Source organism: Lacisediminihabitans sp. (assembly GCF_043726815.1).
Classification (GTDB): Bacteria; Actinomycetota; Actinomycetes; order Actinomycetales; family Microbacteriaceae; genus Lacisediminihabitans.
The window spans coordinates 11,845-33,602 of record NZ_JAYSJZ010000035.1; the positions used below are offsets into that span (position 1 = coordinate 11,845).

The following is a 21,758-nucleotide window of genomic DNA, read 5'->3' on the forward strand; positions in this document are numbered from 1 at the left end:
CTTGGCTTCGATTCAGCGGCCGACGAACTCGGCCTCGGTGCGGGTGACGAAAGCGGTCATTCCGATGCGGGCGTCCTCGCTCGAGGCGAGCCGCACCAGGGCGGGCTGCAGCGCCGCCTCGGCGGCGGCATCCCCATCGCGCACGGCGAGCCTCGCGTTGGCGAGGGCGGCCTGCACGGCGAGCGGGGCCTGCGCCGCCACCCGCCGGGCGAGTTCGAGACCGCGGTCGAACTGCGTCCCGTCTGGCACGACCTCCTGCACGAGCCCGATGCGGTGAGCCTCCGCCGCGTCGAAGCTGTCCCCGGTGAGGATCCAGCGCATGGCGTTGCCCCAGCCCACGGCCCGCGGGAATCGGATCGTGGCGCCGCCGAATGGCAGGATTCCTCGGGCGACCTCGATCTGGCCGAAGGTCGTGGACTCGGCCGCGACGGCGATGTCGCTGGCGAGGATCAGTTCGATTCCCAGGGTGAGGCAGGTGCCCTGCACGGCGATCACCACGGGCTTCGAGAGCTGGCGACCGGAAACCTGCCAGGGGTTGATGCCACCGTCCGGCGCGATGTCCAGTCCGTCCGCCCCGATGCGCGGGGCGACGTCCGCGAGGTCGAGTCCCCCGGTGAAGTGGTCGCCGTGGGCGAACACGAAACCGACCCTCAGCTCCGGATCGTTCTCGAGCTCGCCGTAGGCGAGGGCGAGCTCGGACAACAGCCGGTAGTCGGCCGCATTGCGCTTCTCCGGGCGGTCGAAGCCGATCCTCAGAACGTGCCCGTCCCGCTCGACGGTGATGCGTGGGGTCTCGGTCAACGCTGGCCTCAATTCGGTCGGATCATCCCATGCTACGGCGGGCGGCCGGCCGTCAGGGGCTGCTGACGGCCCCGATGATCCGCAGGATGCTGCCCAGGTCGTCCCCGGCGGCCGTCGCGTTCCGCGGGGCGAACTCGGTGATGCCGGCGCCGGCCAGCGGCAGCGCCGCCTTCACCGCCGCGATGATCTCGAGCAACGACTGGAGGGTGACCCCGAACGGCTCTGGGAAGCCGAGGCCGGCGAACTCCGCCGGGTCGAGCACGTCGAGGTCCACGTGAAGGTAGACCGAGGTGGCCCCCGAGGCGGCGAGCGCGTCCCCGATCGACTTCGCGGTGAGCTGTTCCGGCGCGATCAGGCGCACTCCGGCCGAATCGACGAAGGCGGCCTCCGCATCGTCGAGGGCTCGCGTTCCGGCGAGGATCAGCCGGCCGACCTCGAGCGGCGTCGTCGGGGTGAGCGAGGGGTCACCCTCGCCGAGAAGAGTGCGCAACACCATGCCGTGGAAGGCGTGGCTGGGCGAGGACTCCGCCGTGTGCAGGTCGGGGTGGGCGTCGAGCCAGACCACCGCCATGCCGTCGTTCACGGCGGCAGCGTGCTGGATCGAGGCGAGCTCGACCCCGCAGTCGCCACCGATGGTCACGGCGAGGCCGCTGATGGAGCCGAGGGCGATGAGCTGGGCATCCCGCACCGCCTGCAGCGAGCTCAGGCGACTCACCTGGGTGCCCTCGTCGTTGCCCGCGCCGAGCGGCACGTCGATCAGGACCGTGGATGTGGTGGGCAGGTCCCCGCGGATCGCCTCCGCCCCATCCACGAGTCGCATCGCGCGCGATGAGCCGGAGCCTTGCCATTGGGGGACGACGAGAAAAGTGGCAGCCACACGTCCAGTATGGCTGCCACCGCGGGATTGCGAGTGACCGTTAGACCGTGCGCGGCGCGATCGCGAGGTTCGCCACGAGCTCCGCCGCGTTCTGGCGAACCACGTAGGCGGGGCGGTCACGCTCGAAGCGCCAGCTCTCGGAGAGAGGACCAGCGTTCACCGCGTCGAAACCGAACTCGTCGTAGAGCCTCGTGAGCAGCTCGGCGGCATCCTCGAAATCGGACGAGATGCCCAGGGCGCGGCGATTCGGCGAGCCGGCCGGGTGCGAGTCCGCCGTGATGTCGGCCGAGACGATGTGGTTGAAGCCCTTGACCACCCGCGACTTCGGCAGGTGCTCCTGGAGCAGTCCGGAGACCGTCGCCGTGCCGTTGTCGAGCGCCGCATAGTGGCCGTCACGCTCGAAGTAGTAGTTGTTGGTGTCGATCACGATCTTGCCGGCGAGGGGCTCCACCGGCACGTCCGCGTAGTTCTTGAACGGCACGGTCACGACCACGAAGTCGCCGGCCTCCGCCGCCTCGACCGGGGTGGCCGCGCGAGCCTTCGGCCCGAGCTCCTCGATGAGTGCGGACAGGGTCTCCGGTCCGCGTGAGTTGCTGATGACCACGTCATAGCCGTTCTCGATCGCCTTGCGCGCGAGCTGGCCGCCAATGTTTCCTGCACCGATGAATCCGATAGTTGTCATGGCGACTCAAACGGACCGCGAGAGCAATTTGTTCCCGGCGGAGGGGTCGAATCTCTCGATCGAGAGTCGACCCCCGCCCGGTCACGCTCCGGAGGTGATCGCCGACGGCGGCGGCGAGCCCGCCTTGAGGGCGGCGAGTCGGGCGTCGAGCTCGACCTCGTTGTCTGAGGCGTCGAGCTGTTCGAACTGCGCGTCGAGACTGGATGCGGCGAGCTCCTGCTGGCCCATCACCACGGCCTCCTGGCGGCGGATCTTGTCTTCGAACCGGCTGATCTCGCTGGTCGGGTCGAGCAGGTCGATCGACTTCACGGCATCCTGCACCTGGCGCTGGGCATCGGCCGTCTTCGACCGCGCGATGAGTTCGTCGCGCTTGGACGACAGCTGGCTCAGCTTGCCGCGCATCGCGTCGAGGCCCTTCTTGAGCTGGTCGACCACCGCGGTCTGGGACGCGATCGTCGGCTCTGCGTCCCGTGCCTCCTTCTCCGCGGAGAGCTGCCGGCCGAGGGCCACCTTGGCGAGGTTGTCGAACTTGTCGGCGTCCCCCGTGTTGCCGGCGGCGCGAAGCTCGTCGGCCTTGCGGCTCGCCGCGAGGGCCTTGTTTCCCCAGTCCCCGGCGTTGCGCACGTCTTCCGCGTGGTCCTGCTCGAGCAGCCGGAGGTTGCCGATCGTCTGGGCCACGGCGCCCTCCGCCTCGGCGATGCTGTTGGTGTAGTCCCGCACCATCTGGTCGAGCATGAGGCCGGGGTCTTCCGCCGAATCGATCAGGGCGTTGATGTTCGCCTTCGCGAGCTGGGCGATCCTGCCGAAGATTGACTGCTTTACCATTTTCTCTTCCTTCCGTTGTGAATCGTTTGCCCGTTGTGAATCGTTGCCGGCCCCTAGAACCTGCCGCCGCTGGAGCGCCCGCCGCCTCCGAACCCGCCACCGCTCGACCGGCCTCCGCCGGAGCCGCCGAACCCGCCGCCGAATCCGCCGCCTCCGAATCCACCGAACCCGCCGCCGCCGAATCCTCCACCGCGCCCGCCGCCGCTCAGCAGCCCGCCGATGATGCCGCCGAGGATGGCGCCCCCGATTCCGTTGAGGCCCGACCCGCCGCCGCCCGCACCGGGTCCCTGGAACGAGTCGACGTCGTCCTGGGCCGCCGAGAGGGCCTCCCTCGAGAGCCGGATGGCGGCGGTCGCCTCGGTGAGCGCCTGCACCGGGTCGCTGGACGAGAGCGAGACAGCGACCTCGAGGTGCCGCGTGGCCTCCGAGACCCGCGTGCGTGCCGTGCTGCCGACGCCGCCCCGACGGGTGGTGATGAAGTCGTTGGCGGCCGAGATCTGGCTCGACGCCGTGCTGATCGCCGAGGGCAGTTGCGCCGCGGCCGTGCGCACCTTGTCCTGCTCGTCGCGCACCGCGTCGAGCACCCGGTCGAGTTGCGCGTTCGCGGTGCCCAGCGTGCCGAGGCTCGAGATCGGGTCGCCCGCGTTGCCGGCCTCGGTCGCCGCAGCGAGGGCGGTCTCGGCGGCCGCGATCGACGGGGCCAGCTCGTCGGATGCCGCCGCCGGCAGCGCCTTCGCCGTCGCGAGGTCCTGGCGGGTGTCCGTGATCGCCGCGTCGAGCGTCGACTTCGCGTCGGCGAGCCCCAGCGCCAGGGAGTCGATCGCGTCGAGGAGCTGGGCGGTCTGGCCGAGGCTCGCCTGCCCGGCCCGCACGTTGACGGCCGCCGTGCTCAGATCGTTCTTCGCTATCGCGTCCCGCGCCGTCGCCCCCGTCGTGTCCACGAAGGCGAGGAGCTTGTCGGCCTGCTCCGGGTTGGTGGAGACGGTCGCGAGCGCCTTCGCCGAGTATGACGACGCGAGGGCGGCGAGCTTCTCCCTCGAGGCGGCGAGGCGGGTGGTGGATGCCGCGGCATCCGTCACCATCTTCTCCAGGTCCTGGGGCGCCGACTTCTCCAGCTCGCGCAGGTCGTCGAAGGCGTCGGCCTGTTCGTCGAGTTCGCGGTCGGCGGTCTCGCACAGTTCGATGATCCGTGTGGTCATCGCCCGCTTCTCCTCCGGGGTCTCCGGCACGGCGTCGTCGAGCTTCTGCTTGATCGCGAAGGCCTCCTTCACCTCGGCCTGCGCCTCGGCGAGAGTGGCGCTGAACGGGGTGGTGACCTCGTTGCCGAACTGGGCGATCGCGAAGCCGAGCTCCTGCTCGCTCGACTTGAGCGAGTCGTCGAGCTGCACGAGCAGGCTGCTCGCCTTCGCGTCCAGCTGCTCGAGGGAGAGCTGGGCCGTGCGAGCGGCCGCGAGTTGCCCCGCCCTCTTGCGGCGCGACCGGATGAACAGGACGAGGCCGAGAGCCAGGAACAGCAGCACGATGATGACGCCGATCGTGATGAGGGCGGCCTGGATGGCACCGCCGGCGATGGCGCTCCCGGTGCCGCCAGATCCGGTCCCGTTCGAGCCGGTGCCCCCAGACCCGGCGCCCGATCCGCCGGCGATCGCGGAGTCGAAACCGTTGGCGGCGGCGATCGCGGCACCGGCCCAGTCCTCGGCCTTGAGCTTCGGCACGATCTCGTTGGTCTCGATGGAGTCCGTCTGTTGCGCGCTGAGCGGCACGGAACCGTCGTAGAAGATGTTGTAGACGCGGTCGCTCACGGCGACAGCCATGAGGATGTTGTTGTTGCCGAGCCCGTTCTTCTTGGCGGTGGCGGCCGCCCACGCCTGCGGATCGCTCACCCCGGTGAAGCTGTCGACGTAGACCACGAAGAGCTGCGTCTTGGTGTCGGCGTAGAGCTTGTCGATCGCCGAGTTGACCTCGGCCTCCCGGCCGCCGAGGGCCCCGACCTGGTCGACCACGTACCCGCCGGCGAGGTCGACCGGGGGAGTGGCGATGGCGGAAGAGGGTGCGACCAGGCCGATTCCGAGCGCCATGGCCACCGCCGCCAGGGCGGCGAAGAGTCGGTTGCGCAACGAGAGTCGGATGATCAGCCCCTTTGCAGCACGGGTGAGTTTTAGGATTCTACCGACACCCGATGTGGCGATGGGGTTAAAGAGGTTAATTCAGTTGAGTGTGACGGAACCGAGCGGGCCGGTCACGAGATCGTTCGTCACGGTGTCGCCCTCGCTCACCAGATCGATCGCGGCCGAGACCTGGTACACGCCGGGGGCGACGTGCGGCAGGTCGGTGCGAAAGCTCTCGGCCGAGTCGTCTTCGGCCCCGCAGGTCACCGGCGCCAGGGTGGCGCGATAGGTCATCGACGCCCCCGGTTCGAGGTCGACGACCGCGGCCATCGCGATCATGGGTCCGTTGCTGTGCCAGAGGGTGATGCCGTCCCTGGAGAGGGTGATGGCGGGCGAGGCCGCCGTCGTGCCGCGCACGTGTGTCGACCCCGTGTTGGTGAGGGTGACCGTGCCCGGCACGCTCTCCGCCGAAGCCGAGGCGTCGGGGAAGTCGGCGGTGAGCACCAGGCCGGCCGCGTTGGGGGCCACCTGGGCGAGTTCTGCGCCGCAGAGGTTGAGCTTCTCGGCCGGGGCCCGTTTGATGCCCTGCGCGCCCTGGATGCCCTGGTCGCCCTGGGCGATCTCCGGCGCTGCGGCCCCGGAGTCGGAGGCACTCGATCCGGCGCTCATTGTCGACGGGGGCTGGAAGGCGGCCCGCAGCCCGGCGACGCTCGCGACTCCGATGCCCGCGACCGCGAGGGTGGTCGCGCTCCCCACCGCGAACTGCTGGCCCAGCCGGCGACGGGAGCTGCGGCGGATCACGGTCGCCGTGTCGATGCCGCGGCTCGGAGTGCCGGCGGCCGAGGCGAACAGGCTCTTCAGATCAGATTCTGTGGACATGAGTGGCTCCCTGAACGTCGGTGGTGGGCTGGTTGATTTCGGGCGATTCCGCCGCGGCCGGTTCTTCGGCGAGGGCGACCGCCATCTTGGCGAGGCCGTCGCTCAGGTAGCGCTTCACCGTGCCAGGACTGATGGCGAGCCACTCGGCGATGTCGTCGACCTTGAGGTCTTCGTAGTAGCGCAGCACGAGGCAGGCGCGTTCTCGCGGGCTCAGCTTGCCGAGTTCGCCGTGCAGGTCGAGACGGCTCTCGGCGGCGGGCACGGCGGAGTCGTCGGACTCCGCAACCGCCGTGAGGTGGGCGATCTTTCGCCAGCGAGTGGTGCGGCGTCCCCCATCCAGATACGTGTTGAGGATCGCGCGCCGCACGTAGGCCTCGGCGCTCGTGACGGTGAAGCCGTTGCGGAGCCGGCCGAAGGTCTTGACCAGGGCCTCCTGCACCAGGTCGGCCGCGTCATCCGGGCTCCCGCAGATCAGGTGTGCATAGCGCGTGAGGGCGTCGCCGCGCTCGGCGACGAGGGTCGTGACGACGTCACGCCAGTCGTCGCCGTGTGCTGCCTGCTGCGTCGCCACTCGTGTCCCCTTGCGTGCGTCGGTTCTACTCTCTACCCCCTAAGACGCACGGCGCGCGCAAAACGTTGTGTCCGGTTCCCCTCGTGCCGCGCCCACGCGCAGCGATGCCCGCCCGCCGCGGTCCCGGATCGAGCGGGACCGACGACGGACGGGCACTGTCGAGCGGGGTTTCAGTTCTCCCTGGACAGCTTCAGACGGCGGCGGATGTCGGCAAGTTGCGTGGTGAGCGCCTCCGGCAGTCGGTCGCCGAAGCCGGCGAAGAACTCCTCGGTCGAGACGAGCTCGTCGAGCCAGGCCTCCGGGTCGACCTCGAACAGCTGCTCCCACTGTGCGGCGGTGATGTCCAGGCCCTCGGTGTGGATGCCGTCGGCGACGGGCTTCCAGCCCAGGGGGGTGTCCGCCCCGGCCGCCCGGCCGTCCACGCGGTCCAGGATCCAGGCGAGCACGCGGGAGTTCTCGGCGAAGCCCGGCCAGAGGAATCCGCCCTCGTCGTCCTTGCGGAACCAGTTGACCTGGAAGATGCGCGGCGCGGTGCCGCTCGAGCGCAGCTTCGCGCCCATCTCGAGCCAGTGCGACCAGTAGTCGGCCATGTTGTAGCCGCAGAACGGCATCATGGCGAACGGGTCGCGGCGAAGCTCGCCCACGGTTCCCTCGGCCGCCGCCGTGCGCTCAGACGACACGGTCGCGCCCACGTAGACGCCGTGCTCCCAGTCGCGCGCCTCCACCACGAGCGGCACGTTCGTGGCGCGGCGCCCGCCGAAGATGATCGCGTCGATCACCACTCCGTTGGGGTCGTTCCAGTCCGCCGAGATCGACGGGCACTGCGCGGCGGCGACGGTGAAGCGAGAGTTGGGATGGGCGGCGAGGGTGCCTGACCCGGGGGTCCAGTGGTTGCCCTGCCAGTCGATGAGGTGGTCGGGGGTCTTCTCCGTGAGCCCCTCCCACCACACGTCGCCGTCGTCGCGGAGGGCGACGTTCGTGAATATGGTGTTGCCCCAGAGCGTGTCGATCGCCGTGGCGTTGGTCTTCACACCGGTTCCGGGGGCGACGCCGAAGAAGCCCGCCTCCGGATTGATCGCGCGAAGGCGCCCGTCGGGGCCGGGCTTGAGCCAGGCGATGTCATCGCCGATGGTCTCCACTGTCCAGCCGGGGATCGACGGGGTGAGCATCGCGAGGTTGGTCTTGCCGCAGGCCGAGGGGAACGCGGCGGCGATGTGGAAGACCTTGCCGCGCGGGTTGGTCACCTTGAGGATCAGCATGTGCTCGGCGAGCCAGCCCTCGTCCTTCGCGATCACCGAGGCGATGCGCAGCGCGAAGGACTTCTTGGCGAGCAGGGCGTTTCCGCCGTACGCCGAACCGAAGGACCAGATCTCGCGGGTCTCCGGGAAGTGCGAGATGTACTTGGTCTCGTTGCACGGCCACGGCACATCCGCCGCCCCGTCGAGCAGGGGGGCGCCGACGCTGTGCACGGCGGGAACCCACTCGGTGTCCGCGGTGATGAGCCGGAGCGCATCCGTTCCCATGCGGGTCATGATGCCCATGCTCGCGACGACGTACGGCGAGTCGGTCACCTGCACGCCGAGCTTGGCGAGCGGGCTGCCGAGCGGGCCCATCGAGAACGGGATGATGTACATCGTGCGTCCGCGCATGCTGCCGTCGAAGAGCTTGGCCAGCACCGGGCGCATCTCGGCCGGCGAACGCCAGTTGTTGGTGGGGCCGGCGTCGTCCTCGTCCTCCGAGCAGATGAAGGTGCGGGCCTCGACCCGGGCGACGTCGCTCGGGTCGCTCCTGGCGAGGAAGCTGTACGGGCGGTGTTCCGGATTCAGGCGCAGGATGGTGCCGGCGTCGACCATGATCCTGGTGAGCCGGTCGTACTCGGCCGCCGAGCCGTCGCACCACTGGATGGCGTCCGGCCTGGTGACGGCGGCGATCGACTCGACCCACGCGACGACGCGGGGGTCGGCGATGGCCGGAGGGGTGGAGGCTGCGGGCGACGTGGCGGGCGTGAGGTTCTGCGCGAGGGCCGAACCGTGGCGGGTGGGGGTGAGTGTCATTGCGAACCGTCCTCGAGGGGGGAGAAAATCCTGTCGTGATGCAAGCCTGCGCCACATTTTCGGCATCATTCGAGAAAAGTAGGCTTAAAGAATGGCGCTTCTTTCACTAATATCAATTCCATGACCGATCTCGCAACGCTGGGCCAACGCATCCGTCACTTTCGAAACGAGGCGGGTCTGACTCTCGACCAGCTGGGCAGCGCCGTCGGAATTGCGGGCAGCCAGCTCTCGCTGATGGAGAACGGGCGGCGCGAGCCGAGGCTCTCGCTGCTGCAGGGGATCGCCGGAACGGTGGGGGTGCCGGTCTCCGACCTGCTCAGCGAACAGCCGCCCACGCCGCGGGCCGCCCTCGAGATCGAGCTCGACCGGATGCAGAAGTCGGCCGTCTACCAGGGCCTGGGGCTCCCGGCCATCCGCCCCTCCCGCACGATGCCCGACGACACTCTCGCCTCGCTCGTCGGACTGCACCGCGAGCTGGCGCGGCGGGCCCGCGAGGCCATCGCGACCCCCGAGGAGGCGAGGCGGGCCAACACCGAGTTGCGCCAGTCCATGCGCACCCAGGACAACTACATGCCGGAGATCGAGGAGCTCGCCGAAGAGAGCGTGCGCGGTGTCGGCCACGTCAACGGCGCGCTCACCCATCGCACGGTCAGCCTGATGGCGAAGAAGCTCGGGTTCGAACTCATCTTCGTCAACGACCTCCCGCACTCCACGCGCTCGGTGACCGACCTCGAGAACGGCCGGATCTACCTGCCGCCGGCGTCGATCCCCGGCGGCCACGGCCTGCGGTCGATGGCGTTGCAGGCGCTCGCGCACCGGCTGCTCGACCACCAGGAGCCGTCGAGCTACGCGGAGTTCCTTCGCCAGCGGCTCGAGATCAACTACTTCGCTGCGGCCTGCCTGATGCCGCTCACCCAGTCGGTCGAATTCCTCTCCGCGGCCAAGGCCGAGCGAAACCTCGCCGTGGAGGACTTCAGAGACGCGTTCGGGGTGACCCATGAGGCGGCCGCGCTGCGATTCACCAACCTGGCGACCTCTCACCTGGGGATGCCGGTGCACTTCCTGCGGGTCGGCGAGGACGGCGCGCTGTACAAGGGCTACGAGAACGACGGGCTGCAGCTGCCCACCGATGTCACCGGCTCGACCGAGGGCCAGCTCGTCTGCCGGCACTGGAGCGCACGCACCGCCTTCGGCCGAGCGAGCCGTACCACCGAGTTCTACCAGTACACGGACACTCCCACCGGCACCTACTGGTGTTCCACCCAGACCGGCACGGCGTCGAGCGAGGAGTTCTCGATCACCTTCGGCGTGCCGTTCGCCGACTCCAAGTGGTTCCGGGGGCGCGAGACGACCAATCGGGCCACGTCGACCTGCCCGGACGAGAACTGCTGCCGACGCCCCGCCGGCGACGCGTCGAAGCGCTGGGTGCACAAGGCCTGGCCGAGCGCCAAGCTGCACGCGCACATCCTCGCGCCGCTTCCCTCCGGAACCTTCCCGGGGGTCGACGACACCGAGCTCTACGCCTTCCTCGACGCGCACTCGGGGGAGTAGCGCGGCACTGCTGACCGTTCCTCAGTTGCATTGCGACAACGGAGGCGGCCCAAAAGGACCCTCCAGCAGTGGGTTATTGACAACGCGTCAATTGCTTATTGACAACTTGACAGCAGCATCCCTAGGGTCTGCTCTGGGCGGCACTGCCGCCCATCTGTACACCCGGCATGTATCAAGGAGGATCCATGAAGTTCAGAAAACTCACCCAATTCCGCGCGGGACGAATCGCCATCGTCGCCGTCCCCGTCGCGATCGTCGCGAGTCTCCTGGGAGCCGGAGTCGCCAACGGCGCGGTGCCCGTCGCGTTCGCGGTCTCGGGCGGCCAGTTCCAGATCGGGGCATCGAAGCTCGACGGCACCGGCTTCTCGCAGTACTCGGGCGTCGCGCTGGATGCGAAGGGCGTGCCGCACCCGGTCGCGATCGCGAACATCGGGTCGGCCAAGCTGTCCGACCTCTGTCAGTCGGTCGTGCAGCAGACGCCGCTCGGCAAGCTCGGCCTGCTGATCAGCGCGGGCGGCGGCGGAAACCCCGCTGTGGCGACCGACCTCCAGATCGGCATGACCGACCTGCAGGGTGACGCGACCTTCAAGAACATCCGGATCGGGGTCGACGCCTCCGCCGTCAAGACCGCGGCCAAGGGCACTGCGGGCGACTTCGCCCAGGATGCCGACAGCCTCACCATCACGAGCCTCAAGCAGACGGCGTGGAGCACCCAGGCGGGCACCTTCGCCCTCACCGGCATGCACATGCAGCTCACCGCCGGGACTACCTGCTTCTAGCCCGTCCCGGTCTCGCGTTCGGACACCGGGGCGCTCGCCCTGCCCTCGTGGCGGGCAGGCGTCCCGGTTTCCCCTCCCTCGGTTGCATCCACCTTCTCCACCGTCTCCACCGTCTCCACATTCCTCACAGCGAAAGAGCCCATCGGTGAGCACAGATCGTCGCGCAAAGAGCCAGACCGCCAGACCCCGGGACGCGTCGGCCGCGGGCACCCGGTTCGGCCGGTGGTACCGCAGCCGGCCGCTGATCGGCGGCATCCTGATCGTGCTCGCCGGGCTGGAGATGTTCTTCTCCGGGCAGCTCGACTTCGGCAGCATCCACATCCAGGTCGGCATCGAGGGGATGCAGGCGATGATCCTGCCCTTTGCCCTCGTGACGCTCGGGGTGCTCATCGTCGCGATGCCGGCGCACCGCATCTTCTACGGCGTGATGTCGCTCGCGATAGCGATCTACGGCGTGGTCGGCGTGAATCTCGGCGGCTTCCTCATCGGCACCCTGCTCGGCGTCGTCGGCGGGATCATGTGCGTCTCCTGGGCGCCGCCGCGAGCGCCCGCCAAGCAATCGGACGAGCCGACGGGCGACGAGGGAGCGGACCTCGAGGCCGACAGCGCCACCGAGCCCGCCTCGGAGCCGCCCCCTTTCTCCCCGGCGCCGGCGGCGTCCGGCGCGGCTAGCGTCACTGTCAGTTCTGGCGGGTCTGAAGGTTCTGGCGGCTCCGGTGTTCCCGGCGGCCCAGCGGACACCGCGCGCGTGACGGGCTCCTGGCGGCGGGGCGGCACGCTCGCGGTCGTTGCGGTGATGCTTCTGGCGGGCGCCTCCGCGACGACACTCGCCGTCCCGTCGTTCGCGGACACCGCCGTCGCGAACCCGGACCAGACGGCGGTGCCGACGGACGCCACACCGTCCGCGGCTCCGTCGCCGGTGACGTCGCCAGGGCCTCCGTCACCGGTGCCGTCACCGTCGGCTCCGTCACCGTCACCGTCGGCGCCGTCCACGCCCGTTTCGCCTCCCGCGCCCGTCGTCCCCCGGCCGGTCACCCCGCGCGCCGCGGCGAGTGCAGCGCCGGCGCCAGACGCGCCGCGCGACCCGGACGCGCCCCTCTCGGCGTCATCGACCGCCCGGCTTCGCGGCACGTCCGTCGCCCTGTCCGGCGGGCGCTACGCCGGCACCGTGACGGTCGCTCTCGCCGGGGGTGGCAGCACGACGGTGCTCAAGATCACGGCGGACAGCGTGTCGATCGGCGGGTTCGCCCTCGACTCGACGGATCCCGCCACCCGCATGGTGGCAGCCTCCGCCACGACGCTCATCCTGGGCGGGCCAGTGACGATCTACTGCCGGTCGCTCAGCGGCACGCTCGCGGGCGGCTCCCCGGTCGACTTCGACCCGAAGTCCCCGCCCCCGGTCGGTGCCGCACTGCCGTCGCTCGAGAACGCGACGATCGCCCTCGTCGCCGTGACGGGCGCGGCGGCGACACTGGCCGGCACGGTCGAGACCGCGCGCTGACCGGTCTCCGCGGACTCGCTCGGTGCTCGCGGCGGGAGTAGTGACTCCCTCCACCGTCGCGGCGGGGGATACTCCCTCGCGGCGGGAGCCATGACTCCCTCCGCGAGCCCGTATCCCCGCCGAGGGCGGCGATGTCTCCCGCCGCGAGGGGCAGGGGCGGACGTGCGACGCACCGCCGGAAATAGCACCGCCGCAAGTAGCACCGCCGGAAGTAGCACCGCCGGAAGCACCGCGGCGGGCGGCTACGGCGTGTCGGCGACCCCGCGCGCGGATGCCGCTGCCGCACCGGCCTCGCGCAGCCAGCGCACGGGATCGGCCATCGCCGCCTCGGCCGAGCCGGCGAGGTCTGCGAGCCCGGCGGCCCAGAGCGCGCTGCCGTCGGCGGCCAGCGGCGGCACTGCAAGTTGCCCCGCGATCACGGCGACCGGCACTCCACGGTCGCCGGCGAGGCCGATGAGCGTGCCGACGATCTTTCCGGTGCTGGATGTCGCGTCGAACCGCCCCTCGCCGGTGACGAGCAGGTCGGCCTCCGCGATCGCCTGCGGCACACCGGTGAGGGCCGTCAGGTAGTCGCCTCCCGGCTCGATCGCGGCGCCCCAGGCGGCCGTGAATCCGTAGGCGGCGCCCCCGGCCGCCCCCGTTCCCGGGAGGGAAGGGTCGCCGCCGAGCAGGCCGGCGAACCGGGCGAGGGCGCCGTCGAGCAACTCGACCTGCGCCGGGGAGGCGCCTTTCTGCGGGCCGAACACCGCGGCGGCACCGGTGGGACCGAGCAGGGGGGCGGCGACATCGGTGAGCAGGGTGACGCCGCCGGGGGGCGGAGCGAGGAGCGCCGAGCGGTCGAGGGACCGGAGGGCGGCGAGCCCGCCGCCGCCGGCACCGAGCGGCGCATCCCCGCTCAGGCCTAGGGCGGCCAAGGCTCCGGCCGCCCCATCCGTGGAGGCGGACCCGCCGAGCCCGATCACGAGCCGGGATGCCCCGGCCGCGAGAGCCGCGCGGATCACCTCGCCGAGTCCCACCGTCGTGGCACCGAGCGGGTCCGGTTCGGCCATGAGCGGCAAGCCGGACGCCTGGGCGAGTTCGACGACGGCGATCCCCCCGGGGAGTTCGAGCCAGACGCCGGGGGTCGCGCGCCCATCCGGCCCGGTCACCGGGCCGACGTCACGGCGACGCGCGCCGGGCACCGCCGCCTCGATCGCGTCGAGGGTGCCCTCTCCGCCGTCGGCCTGGGGAATGAGCGAGATCGCATCGGCCGGGCGCACAGACAGCCAGCCCTCGGCGATCGCCGAGGCCACCTCGAGTGCGCCCAGAGAGCCCTTGAACGAGTCGGGGGCGATCACCACCCGCAGCCGATCGGCCATCGCTGCCTTCCTCACCCGGGCGTTTGCCTCCCTCACCTCAGGCTATTGCAGAAGCTCAGCGGCAGCCGGCGGCCTCGAGCTCCCTACAGGTGCGCACCGCAGCGGCGAACGGCGAGGAGGGTGAGGGCGCGAGCGACGGCGACCAGCTCGTCGAGGTCCACCTGCTCGCGCGGAGCGTGCGCGAAATTGACGTCGCCCGGGCCGAAGTGCAGGGTGGGGATTCCCCCGACCCCCGAGTACAGCCGCAGGTCGCTGCCGTACGGCGCCGCGGTTCTCTCCGGAGCCGTGCGCCCCGAGAGGGTCGTGATGGCGTTCGAGACCTCGTCGATGAAGGAGTGATCGTCGGCGATGTGTCCACTCGCGAACTGCCCGCCGGGCCAGCCGACCACGACCGGATGATCGCGCAGCCACGGGTCGGCCGCGCAGGCGTCTTCGACCGCCCGCTCGAGGGCGGCGCGGGCGGCCGCCGGGTCCTCGCCCAGTTGCACGCCCATCCGACCCTCCGCCACCAAGAGATCGGGCACGCTGCTCGCCCAGTCCCCGGATCGCACCCGCCCGATGGAGATCGGATACGGCAGCGTCGTCGTGCGGAAGCGCGGGTCCGGCCTCGCGTTGCGCTCGGCCTCGAGAGCGAAGAGGGCGGCGTTCACCGGGAGGAAGGCGTCGAAGGCGCTCATGCCCTGGAGTCTCGTGCTGCCGTGCGCCGCCCGACCGGGAACCGAGAGGGCGAAGGTGAGCGCGCCCGCGCAGGCCGTGACGATGCGATTGCTCGTCGGTTCGGTGAGCACGGCGGCGTCGCCGCGGTGCCCGCGTTTCATCGTGCCGAACGCGCCGAGGCCGCCATCCTCCTCGCTGATCACGGAATGGATGGCGAGCGGACGCTCGAGGGTGACGCCCGAGACGAGGATCGCGCGAAGCACGGCGAGGTTGGCCGCGACGCCCGCCTTCATGTCGCACGCGCCCCTGCCGTGGAGCACCCGGCCCCGGATCGCGCCACTGAACGGGTCGCCATCGTGCCACTGGTCGCGATCGCCGGTGGGCACCACGTCGATGTGGCCCTGCAGCACCAGCGCGGGCGTGCCGTGGCCCGTGGTTCCGACCACCCCGTAGCCCTCGGTGCGCCCGGTCTCCTCCCCGGGGAAGCCCGGGTCGGCGCGCAGCTCGTCCATGTCGAACTTCCAGGCGTCGACATCGAGGCCGCTCTGTTCGAGAAGTGTCGCCTGGGCGTGTTGCAGCTCGGACTCCGCATCGGTGCCCGTGACGCTCGGCACCCGGATGAGCGCCACCAGGGTGTCGACCATGGTCTGTTCGTCGAGGCTGTCGAGCACGCGTGACTCGGTGGGGGTGAGCTCCATCGCTGAATCCTAGTCGCGCGGCAGGCCCGCGAGGCGTGGGTCGTCAGTAGGCCTGGGGCTGGGTGAAGAGGCCCCTCGGGTCATGCTTGGCCCGGATGGCGGCGAGGCGGCCCGCGTTGGCGGCGAAGTAGGACTTCGCCGGGTCGGTGAGGGTCGCATCCGCGTAGTTGACGTAGGCGCCGTCGCCCCACGAGCCGGTGAGCGAGGCACGAAATCTGCGCACGTAGGCGTCGAACGGGGCCGGGTCGCCGCCGTTCGCGAAGGTGGCGGTGTACTGCACGGTGGCGAGCGCGGCGCGGTGCGGGAAGGCCGTGGCGTCCGGCGCGAGGTCCCCGACCGCTCCGCCGAGGGCATCGATGGAGATGCCGCCCTCCTTCAGCCCGGCGAGGCCCTTCGCGGCCGAGACGTGATCGGTGATGGCCCGGATTCCGGCGGCATCGAGTGCCCGGTACGCCACGTGGGAGGTGGCCGACAAGGACTCCCGGGTGAGCCTGCCGCCGGCGCCCGTCTGGCAGGCCGCGACCGGAATGGTGGCGCAGCCGGCGTAGCTGGCCATCGCGTCCCGGTAGCTGTGCTGCGAGACGCCCCGTTTGCGCGGGGCGCCGGCCGACGCGATGAACGGGGCGAGCAGGGAGTCGAGGGCCGCCGGGTCGCCCAGCCAGGTGCCGGAGACGAAGACGCCGGGCCCGGTCGTGTAGGCCGGCCCGTTGAGCAGCTTCAGCGTCGACCACAGACGGGGGTCGGCCGTGGGCGCCCAGGCCTGCCAGGCCGTGATCACGGCGGCCGCGGAGGAGAAGGCCCAGCTGAGTGAGAACATCGTCACCTCGGGCGCCGGCTTGGTGGCGAAGGTCAGGGCGGTGACGACGCCGAGATGCCCGCCGCCCCCGCCGCGGCAGGCCCAGAAGAGGTCGGCGTTGGTGGTGGCGCTCGCTGTGAGCACGCGGGCGTCGGCCGTCACGATCTCCACCTTGGTGAGCGAGTCGCAGGTGAGCCCGTAGGCCCGAACGAGCACGCCGACGCCTCCGCCGAGGGTGAGTCCGGCGATGCCGACGGTGGCGCAGGAGCCGCCGGCGATGGCCCGGCCGTGCGAGCCGATCCCGTCATAGACCTGGGCGAGCGAGGCGCCGGCCCCGATCCGCACCGTGTTGTCGGCCGCGAGGGTCACCGCCGTCATCCCGCGGCTGTCGATCACCAGGGACGGCTTCACGCCGCTGCCCGCCGCGCCACCGGCGGAGTATCCCGGGTAGCTGTGCCCGCCGGAGCGGAGGGCGATCGGCAGCCCGTACTTCGTGGCGAAGGCGAGGCCCGCCGCGACATCCCGCGCGTCGCTCGCGGTGAGCACGGCGAGGGGCCGCGCGTCGTCCCAGCGGGGATTCTCGGTCACCCGCACCGAGTCGTAGTCGGCATCCCCCGGGCGGGCGAGCGATCCGCCGAGCCCCGCCGCGAGCGCCGACCAGTCTGGCGGACCGACCGGAGTCGCGGTCGGGGTGGGCGCGGGCTCCGGCGCACAGCCGGTGGCGAGGAGGCCGGCGGCTCCCGCCGCACCCGCGGCGAGGAAGCGACGACGGGAGAGGGGGCTCACCGCTCCATCGTAGGCTCGACGATTGCCGCGGACCGGTCAGTGAGCGATCGGATGATCCGTGATCCCCCCGAGTGCGACGCCGAACGCGAGCCACAGCACCGTGATCGGGATGGGCGCGAATCCGAGGAGCGTGCCCCACAGGGCCTCGGTGTGCCGCAGTCCGTTCAGGCCTCTCGCGGTGCGCAGCGAGAGGAACCCGAAGACGATAGCGAGAAGCGCCGGCAGCCAGCAGAGGAACGGGCCGGCGACCGGGATGAGCGAGAGCGCCGCGCCGGCGATGCCGAGGTAGAGCGAGGCCGGGGCCAGGCGGTTGGTGCCGCGCTGAGTCTCGTCGGCGTGGGCCTGGGCGACCGGCTCGCGGGCGGCGAGGGAGGGGAGGCTCGGCTGCTGGTCGCTCATGGGGCGAGTTTGTCATCCGGAGCGGCCGCCGCCAACCTCCGAGGCGCCGTGTCGTGCTGCGGCTCAGCCGCCGGGGGCCGGTGCCGGCGGCACCGCGACGACGGTGCCGTGCACCTCGCAGACGGCCGCGAGGGTGTTGTAGACGGTGCCGAACTGCCGGAGGTTGCGGTGCACGAGGTCGACCCGTCGCTGCTCCTCCCCGGTCACGATCCGCAGCTCGTACTCGATCCCGACGAACCGGGGCGGGGCATCCTGCCGCCGCGCGCGAACGGTGACCTCGGCACTGTCGTAACGGAAGGGCAGCATGGAGCTCGCCCTCTCGAGGTTCTTGATGAGGCAGGCGGCAAAGGCCGACGCGAGCAGTTCCGCCGGTCCGGGGTCGCCGGACGGCTCTCCCGCCGGCCAGCGCGCGTCGATCGGGATGTCGTGGAGGCCCGCGCGAATGGAGGCCGAGCCTCCCGCGGTGCTGGAGCCGGTGACCTCGTAGGACAGTGGCGCGGAGGTCACGGGTTCCCCTTCTCGTCTGGACGGCGCCCGACCGTTGGGCGCTCTCGCGCGGTCGCGCGCAGTCTCGTGAGTCGATCCTCGTCCCTTGCACGGTGCCGCCCCGGGGACAAAGTCCCGCGGGTCACGACTCCGGCCGCTCGGCTGCCCATTCTCTCGCGGCGGGAGAAACGTGCTCGTGGCGGGGGTTACGACTCCCGCCGCGAGCACATTTCCCCGCCGTGAGGCCGCACGACTCCCGCCGCGAGCTGGCCGTGAACTGGCCGTGCGATGGCCGCGGCCACGGTCTCGCGGCTAGTCGACGCCGGTGACTCGGCGGCGTTCGAGCTGGCGCGCGACCGCGATCGATCCGGCGACGGCGATCATCGCGGGCACGAGCATCCCCAGCTGCTGGTTGGTGAACTCGAACACGAGCACCAGCGCGGTGATCGGCGCCCGCAGGGATGCCGCGAGAAAGGCCGCCGCCGCGACCAGGACGAACGCCGCGACGGGCGTTCCCGGCCAGACGTGGCCCCACACGGCGCCGCCGACCATGCCGAGGGCCGCGCCGATCGCGAGAGACGGCGTGAGGCTGCCTCCGGATGCGCCGCTGCCGATGGTCGCGAGAGTGACGACCGCCTTGAGCACGGCAAGAAGCGCGATGGTGGCGGTGGGCAGCGCCACGTCGAAGGCCACCTGGCCGAGCGCGCGGCCGTTGCCGAGGAGTTGCGGAAAGACGAGGGCGACGGCTCCGATGCCCGTGAAGACGAGCGGCATCACCACGACGAGCCGCCATCCCGTGGGCCGGTGGTCCCTAGCGACCTCGACGGCGCGCACGAAGCCCGCTCCGGCGAGTCCGAGCACCGGTCCGGCGAGGCAGGCCCACACGATCAGAGACGGCGTGACCGGCAGCGGGGGCAACGCGTAGAGCGGCTCGTTGGGCACGACGATTCTGGCGACGAAGGTCGCGACGGCAGACGTGGCGAGCGCCACGATCACGGAGGCGATGCTGAGGTCGAGCAGCAGCACCTCGAGGGTGAAGATCGCCCCGCCGAGCGGGACGTTGTACACCGCGGCCAGGCCGGCCCCCGCCCCCGCCGCCACGAGCACTCGGCGATCGCGCGGGCTCAACCCGGCCCGGTCGCTCAGCCAGGAACCGAAGAGGGCGCCGAGTTCCCGCGGGGCCAGCTCGCGGCCGATCGACGCGCCGAGCCCCACGATCACGATCTGCAGCGCGGCGTGGATCAGCGCGGGGAGGCCCGGCATCCGCGCCCCGTCCACCACGTCGGCCACGGGAACGACGGCTCGGCCCCACCGCCGGAGCGCCCACCAGCCGACGCCGCCGATGACGCCGGCCGCCGCGAGGGCGACCACACGGCGCCACGGTTCCGCACCGAGCACCCCCTCGAGGAAGGTGCCGTCGGAGTATCCGAAGGCCAGGTGCTGGGTCACGCGCAGCAGGAGGGTCACGGCGATGCCGGCGACCCCGCTGCCGACGCCCACGAGCACCGTGACGACCGTGAGCCGCACGAACCAGGATGCCCCGGTTCTGCTCGTCGCCTGCGTCACGATTCGATCGTATGGGTCGCGGCGGCACACGGCCGACGTTCACCCGGTACGCGGGTAAACTTGCCGCCGGTGGGCGATGGGCGGGTGTCGCCTCGATCCGTCACGTCAGGTTCAACGGCGCCGTGGTGCGCGAAAGAGAGTGGCCGTGTTTCCCGCGAGCATCCCCAGCCCCCCGATCAGCTCGTTCCAGGTCGGTCCGCTGACCGTCCACTTCTACGCCCTGTGCATCCTCACCGGCATCGTCATCGCGGTGTGGCTCACCCAGCGCCGGCTTTCTCGGCGGGGCGCCGAGAGCGGACTGGTGCTCGACGTGGCCCTCTGGGCCGTGCCATTCGGAATCGTGGGCGGCCGTTTCTATCACGTGGTCACCCACCCGGGCGACTACTTCTTTCCCGGCGCGAACCTGCTCAAGACGCTCTACGTGTGGGAGGGCGGCCTCGCCATCTTCGGCGCCATCATCTTCGGCGGCATCGGCGCCTATATCGCCTGCCGTCGCCGCGGCCTTCGCTTCACGGCCTTCGCCGACGCCCTCGTGCCCGGCCTGCTGTTCGCGCAGGCCTTCGGACGCTTCGGCAACTACTTCAACCACGAGCTCTTCGGCGGGCCGACCACGCTGCCCTGGGGACTGCAGATCGAGGCGACCAACGCCGCCTTCCCGCCCGGACTGCCGGCCGGCACGCTCTTCCACCCGCTGTTCCTCTACGAGATGATCTGGAACACGATCGGCGCTTTCCTCATCATCTACCTCGAGCGTCGCCTGCGGCTGCACTCCGGCAGGACGCTCGCGCTGTACTTCATCTGGTACGGCGTGGGTCGGGCCTGGTTCGAGTCGCTGCGCCTCGACCCCACGGAGTTCGTCTACCTGGGCCTCAAGGCGAACGTGATCGCCGCCCTGCTGCTGGCCGTGCTGGGCGTGATCGTGCTCGTGGTGCAGGCGCGCCGACACGTGCCGGCGCCCGACGGCCCGTATCTTCCCGGCCGTGGGCCCGCCGCCCGGGCGGATGTCGAGCGGGACGAGCCGGTCTCGCCGGCACAGCCAGCCGAGGATGCCGCCCACGTCGGCGCTCCTCCGGCACCGCCCGCCGCATCGGGCGAGGACCCCCGGCCGTAGTCCGCGCCGGGAGTTACCCCTTGCGCACGTCGTAGCTGAGGTGCGCGAACTGGCCGCGTTGTTCGACGCGGCGGAGCGACAGGGTTCGGGCCCCGACCGCCCGGGGGAGCAGCGGGGCGCCTCCGTCGACCGCCGCGGGCGCGATCGACACCTGGATCTCGTCGAGGGCACCGGCGTCGAGAAACTGGCCGGCGAGTTCCCCGCCGCCCACCACCCAGACGTCGCGCTCGCCGGCGGCGTCGATGATCGCCGGAAGGGCGTCTGCGACTGGCCCGCACACGAACCGCACGTCTGCGCCATCCGGCACCGGCAGGTCTCGCGAGGTGAAGACGAAGGTCGGCCGATCGCCGTAGAAGCCCGCCCACTTGTGCGGTTCTTCGAGCAGCCTCTCCTGCCGGAGAACCCATTCGTAGGTGGTCGAGCCCTCCACCAACACCCCGATCCGGTGTATGAAGGACTCCAGGTCGCCGCCGTCCGCACTCTCCACCTCGAAGAGCCAGTCGAGAGAATTCTTCTCGTCGGCGATGAACCCGTTGAGGGTGCTCGCGGTGTTGTAGATCACTCTGGCCATGGTCGAAACCCTAGCCGCGGCCACCGTCAGGCCAGCGTGAGAAAGAGTTTCTCCAGTTCGTCCACGGTGAGCGAGTTCTCGGCGCCGTCCTCGGTGAGGCACTGGCGCATGGCGCTCGACACGATCGCGAAGCCCGCCTTGTCGAGGGCGCTCGAGACCGCGGCGAGTTGAGTGACCACGTCCTTGCAGCTGCCGCCGGACTCCACGGCGGCGATGACTCCGGCCAGCTGGCCCTGAGCGCGGCGCAGCCGGTTGAGGATCTTCTTCTGCTCGGCCGCGCTGTCGGCCGGAGTGAGTGCTGGGCTGGACATCAGACCGTTCCCTCTCGTCCGTTCTTCGCCACGACGCGGCCGCCGGCCCGTTGCCACGCGGTCATCCCGCCGCGCACCGAAGACACCTCGAATCCCTTCGCGGCGAGGGTGCGCGCCGCGGCCGCCGAGCGGGCGCCGGATTTGCACACCGTCACGATCGGAACGCCGGCCGGCAGCTCGGTCGACTTGCGATCGATGGCCTCCACGGGGATGTGTCTCGCCGCCGGCGCGTGGCCGGCATTCCACTCGCCCTGGCTGCGCACGTCGACGAGGATCCCGCCGGACTCGGTGATCTCGCGGGCGGCCGAGCCGTCGATGGTCGCGTACGGTTTGCCGAACAACCTGCCGAAGATGCTCATTGCTGGTCCTTTCTGGATGGTGGGGGTTCTGA

Annotated in this window: 21 protein-coding genes; 4 read left to right on the plus strand and 17 right to left on the minus strand. The window is 70.9% G+C overall.

Going from position 1 to position 21,758, the window contains the following annotated elements; genetic code table 11:
• Positions 1-12 precede the first annotated feature (12 nt).
• The 8 genes from ACHZD8_RS03850 to ACHZD8_RS03885 all read right to left on the minus strand — a co-directional run bounded on the left by ACHZD8_RS03850 (position 13) and on the right by ACHZD8_RS03885 (position 8,797).
• A complete protein-coding gene (locus tag ACHZD8_RS03850; RefSeq protein ID WP_394768828.1) occupies positions 13-801 on the minus strand; it encodes a crotonase/enoyl-CoA hydratase family protein in 789 nt (262 codons plus the stop codon).
• Between the two features lie 52 nt (positions 802-853).
• Positions 854-1,678: an arginase family protein gene (locus tag ACHZD8_RS03855; protein ID WP_394768829.1), complete on the minus strand. Its 825-nt coding sequence runs from the start codon at positions 1,676-1,678 to the stop codon at positions 854-856.
• Positions 1,679-1,718: 40 nt separating this feature from the next.
• Positions 1,719-2,360, minus strand: a complete 642-nt coding sequence (locus ACHZD8_RS03860) for an NADPH-dependent F420 reductase (protein WP_394768830.1) — start codon at positions 2,358-2,360, stop codon at positions 1,719-1,721.
• An 81-nt stretch (positions 2,361-2,441) separates the two neighbouring features.
• On the minus strand, positions 2,442-3,185 hold the full coding sequence (locus ACHZD8_RS03865) for a PspA/IM30 family protein (protein ID WP_394768831.1): 744 nt from the start codon (positions 3,183-3,185) through the stop codon (positions 2,442-2,444).
• Positions 3,186-3,238: 53 nt separating this feature from the next.
• Complete coding sequence (locus tag ACHZD8_RS03870) at positions 3,239-5,302, minus strand: TPM domain-containing protein (RefSeq protein WP_394768832.1); 2,064 nt, start codon at positions 5,300-5,302, stop codon at positions 3,239-3,241.
• A 90-nt stretch (positions 5,303-5,392) separates the two neighbouring features.
• Entirely contained in the window at positions 5,393-6,172 is a 780-nt protein-coding gene (locus tag ACHZD8_RS03875; RefSeq protein ID WP_394768833.1) for a hypothetical protein, read from the minus strand.
• Positions 6,156-6,743, minus strand: a complete 588-nt coding sequence (locus ACHZD8_RS03880) for an RNA polymerase sigma factor (RefSeq protein WP_394768834.1) — start codon at positions 6,741-6,743, stop codon at positions 6,156-6,158. The genes ACHZD8_RS03875 and ACHZD8_RS03880 overlap by 17 nt, the downstream gene beginning before the upstream one ends.
• Positions 6,744-6,913: 170 nt before the next feature.
• Positions 6,914-8,797 carry a phosphoenolpyruvate carboxykinase (GTP) gene (locus ACHZD8_RS03885; protein ID WP_394768835.1) on the minus strand — a complete coding sequence of 628 codons (1,884 nt, stop codon included), beginning with the start codon at positions 8,795-8,797 and terminating at the stop codon, positions 6,914-6,916.
• Positions 8,798-8,917: 120 nt separating this feature from the next.
• Between ACHZD8_RS03885 and ACHZD8_RS03890 the strand changes: the two genes are divergently transcribed.
• The 3 genes from ACHZD8_RS03890 (at position 8,918) to ACHZD8_RS03900 (ending at position 12,628) form a co-directional block, all read left to right on the plus strand.
• Positions 8,918-10,348, plus strand: coding sequence for a helix-turn-helix domain-containing protein (locus tag ACHZD8_RS03890; RefSeq protein WP_394768836.1), 1,431 nt, complete (start codon positions 8,918-8,920; stop codon positions 10,346-10,348).
• Positions 10,349-10,533: 185 nt separating this feature from the next.
• Positions 10,534-11,127, plus strand: a complete 594-nt coding sequence (locus ACHZD8_RS03895; protein WP_394768837.1) for a DUF6230 family protein — start codon at positions 10,534-10,536, stop codon at positions 11,125-11,127.
• 145 nt (positions 11,128-11,272) lie between these two features.
• Positions 11,273-12,628 (plus strand): DUF6114 domain-containing protein, encoded by a 1,356-nt coding sequence (locus ACHZD8_RS03900; protein ID WP_394768838.1) that lies wholly within the window; start codon positions 11,273-11,275, stop codon positions 12,626-12,628.
• Between the two features lie 242 nt (positions 12,629-12,870).
• Here ACHZD8_RS03900 and ACHZD8_RS03905 read toward each other — a convergent pair whose 3' ends face one another.
• The 6 genes from ACHZD8_RS03905 to ACHZD8_RS03930 all read right to left on the minus strand — a co-directional run bounded on the left by ACHZD8_RS03905 (position 12,871) and on the right by ACHZD8_RS03930 (position 19,374).
• Positions 12,871-13,986 (minus strand): glycerate kinase, encoded by a 1,116-nt coding sequence (locus ACHZD8_RS03905; RefSeq protein ID WP_394768839.1) that lies wholly within the window; start codon positions 13,984-13,986, stop codon positions 12,871-12,873.
• A gap of 83 nt (positions 13,987-14,069) precedes the next feature.
• Positions 14,070-15,341, minus strand: coding sequence for an ArgE/DapE family deacylase (locus ACHZD8_RS03910; protein WP_394768840.1), 1,272 nt, complete (start codon positions 15,339-15,341; stop codon positions 14,070-14,072).
• A 43-nt stretch (positions 15,342-15,384) separates the two neighbouring features.
• Positions 15,385-16,923 carry an FAD-binding oxidoreductase gene (locus ACHZD8_RS03915; RefSeq protein ID WP_394768841.1) on the minus strand — a complete coding sequence of 513 codons (1,539 nt, stop codon included), beginning with the start codon at positions 16,921-16,923 and terminating at the stop codon, positions 15,385-15,387.
• Positions 16,924-16,959: 36 nt separating this feature from the next.
• On the minus strand, positions 16,960-17,322 hold the full coding sequence (locus ACHZD8_RS03920) for a hypothetical protein (protein WP_394768842.1): 363 nt from the start codon (positions 17,320-17,322) through the stop codon (positions 16,960-16,962).
• A 63-nt stretch (positions 17,323-17,385) separates the two neighbouring features.
• The gene (locus ACHZD8_RS03925) at positions 17,386-17,829 is read right to left on the minus strand and encodes an OsmC family protein (RefSeq protein WP_394768843.1); all 444 of its coding nucleotides are present in this window, start codon (positions 17,827-17,829) and stop codon (positions 17,386-17,388) included.
• A 291-nt stretch (positions 17,830-18,120) separates the two neighbouring features.
• Positions 18,121-19,374 (minus strand): chloride channel protein, encoded by a 1,254-nt coding sequence (locus tag ACHZD8_RS03930; protein ID WP_394768845.1) that lies wholly within the window; start codon positions 19,372-19,374, stop codon positions 18,121-18,123.
• Between the two features lie 139 nt (positions 19,375-19,513).
• Between ACHZD8_RS03930 and lgt the strand changes: the two genes are divergently transcribed.
• Complete coding sequence (gene lgt, locus ACHZD8_RS03935) at positions 19,514-20,485, plus strand: prolipoprotein diacylglyceryl transferase (protein ID WP_394768846.1); 972 nt, start codon at positions 19,514-19,516, stop codon at positions 20,483-20,485.
• 13 nt (positions 20,486-20,498) lie between these two features.
• Here the strand turns inward: lgt and ACHZD8_RS03940 are convergent, their stop codons facing one another.
• Genes ACHZD8_RS03940 through ACHZD8_RS03950 form a run of 3 tightly spaced genes read right to left on the minus strand, consistent with a single transcriptional unit; the run spans position 20,499 to position 21,726 of the window.
• Complete coding sequence (locus ACHZD8_RS03940) at positions 20,499-21,056, minus strand: dihydrofolate reductase family protein (protein ID WP_394768847.1); 558 nt, start codon at positions 21,054-21,056, stop codon at positions 20,499-20,501.
• A 26-nt stretch (positions 21,057-21,082) separates the two neighbouring features.
• Positions 21,083-21,367: a metal-sensitive transcriptional regulator gene (locus ACHZD8_RS03945; protein WP_394768848.1), complete on the minus strand. Its 285-nt coding sequence runs from the start codon at positions 21,365-21,367 to the stop codon at positions 21,083-21,085.
• On the minus strand, positions 21,367-21,726 hold the full coding sequence (locus ACHZD8_RS03950; protein ID WP_394768849.1) for a rhodanese-like domain-containing protein: 360 nt from the start codon (positions 21,724-21,726) through the stop codon (positions 21,367-21,369). The genes ACHZD8_RS03945 and ACHZD8_RS03950 overlap by 1 nt, the downstream gene beginning before the upstream one ends.
• Between the last annotated feature and the right edge of the window lie 32 nt (positions 21,727-21,758).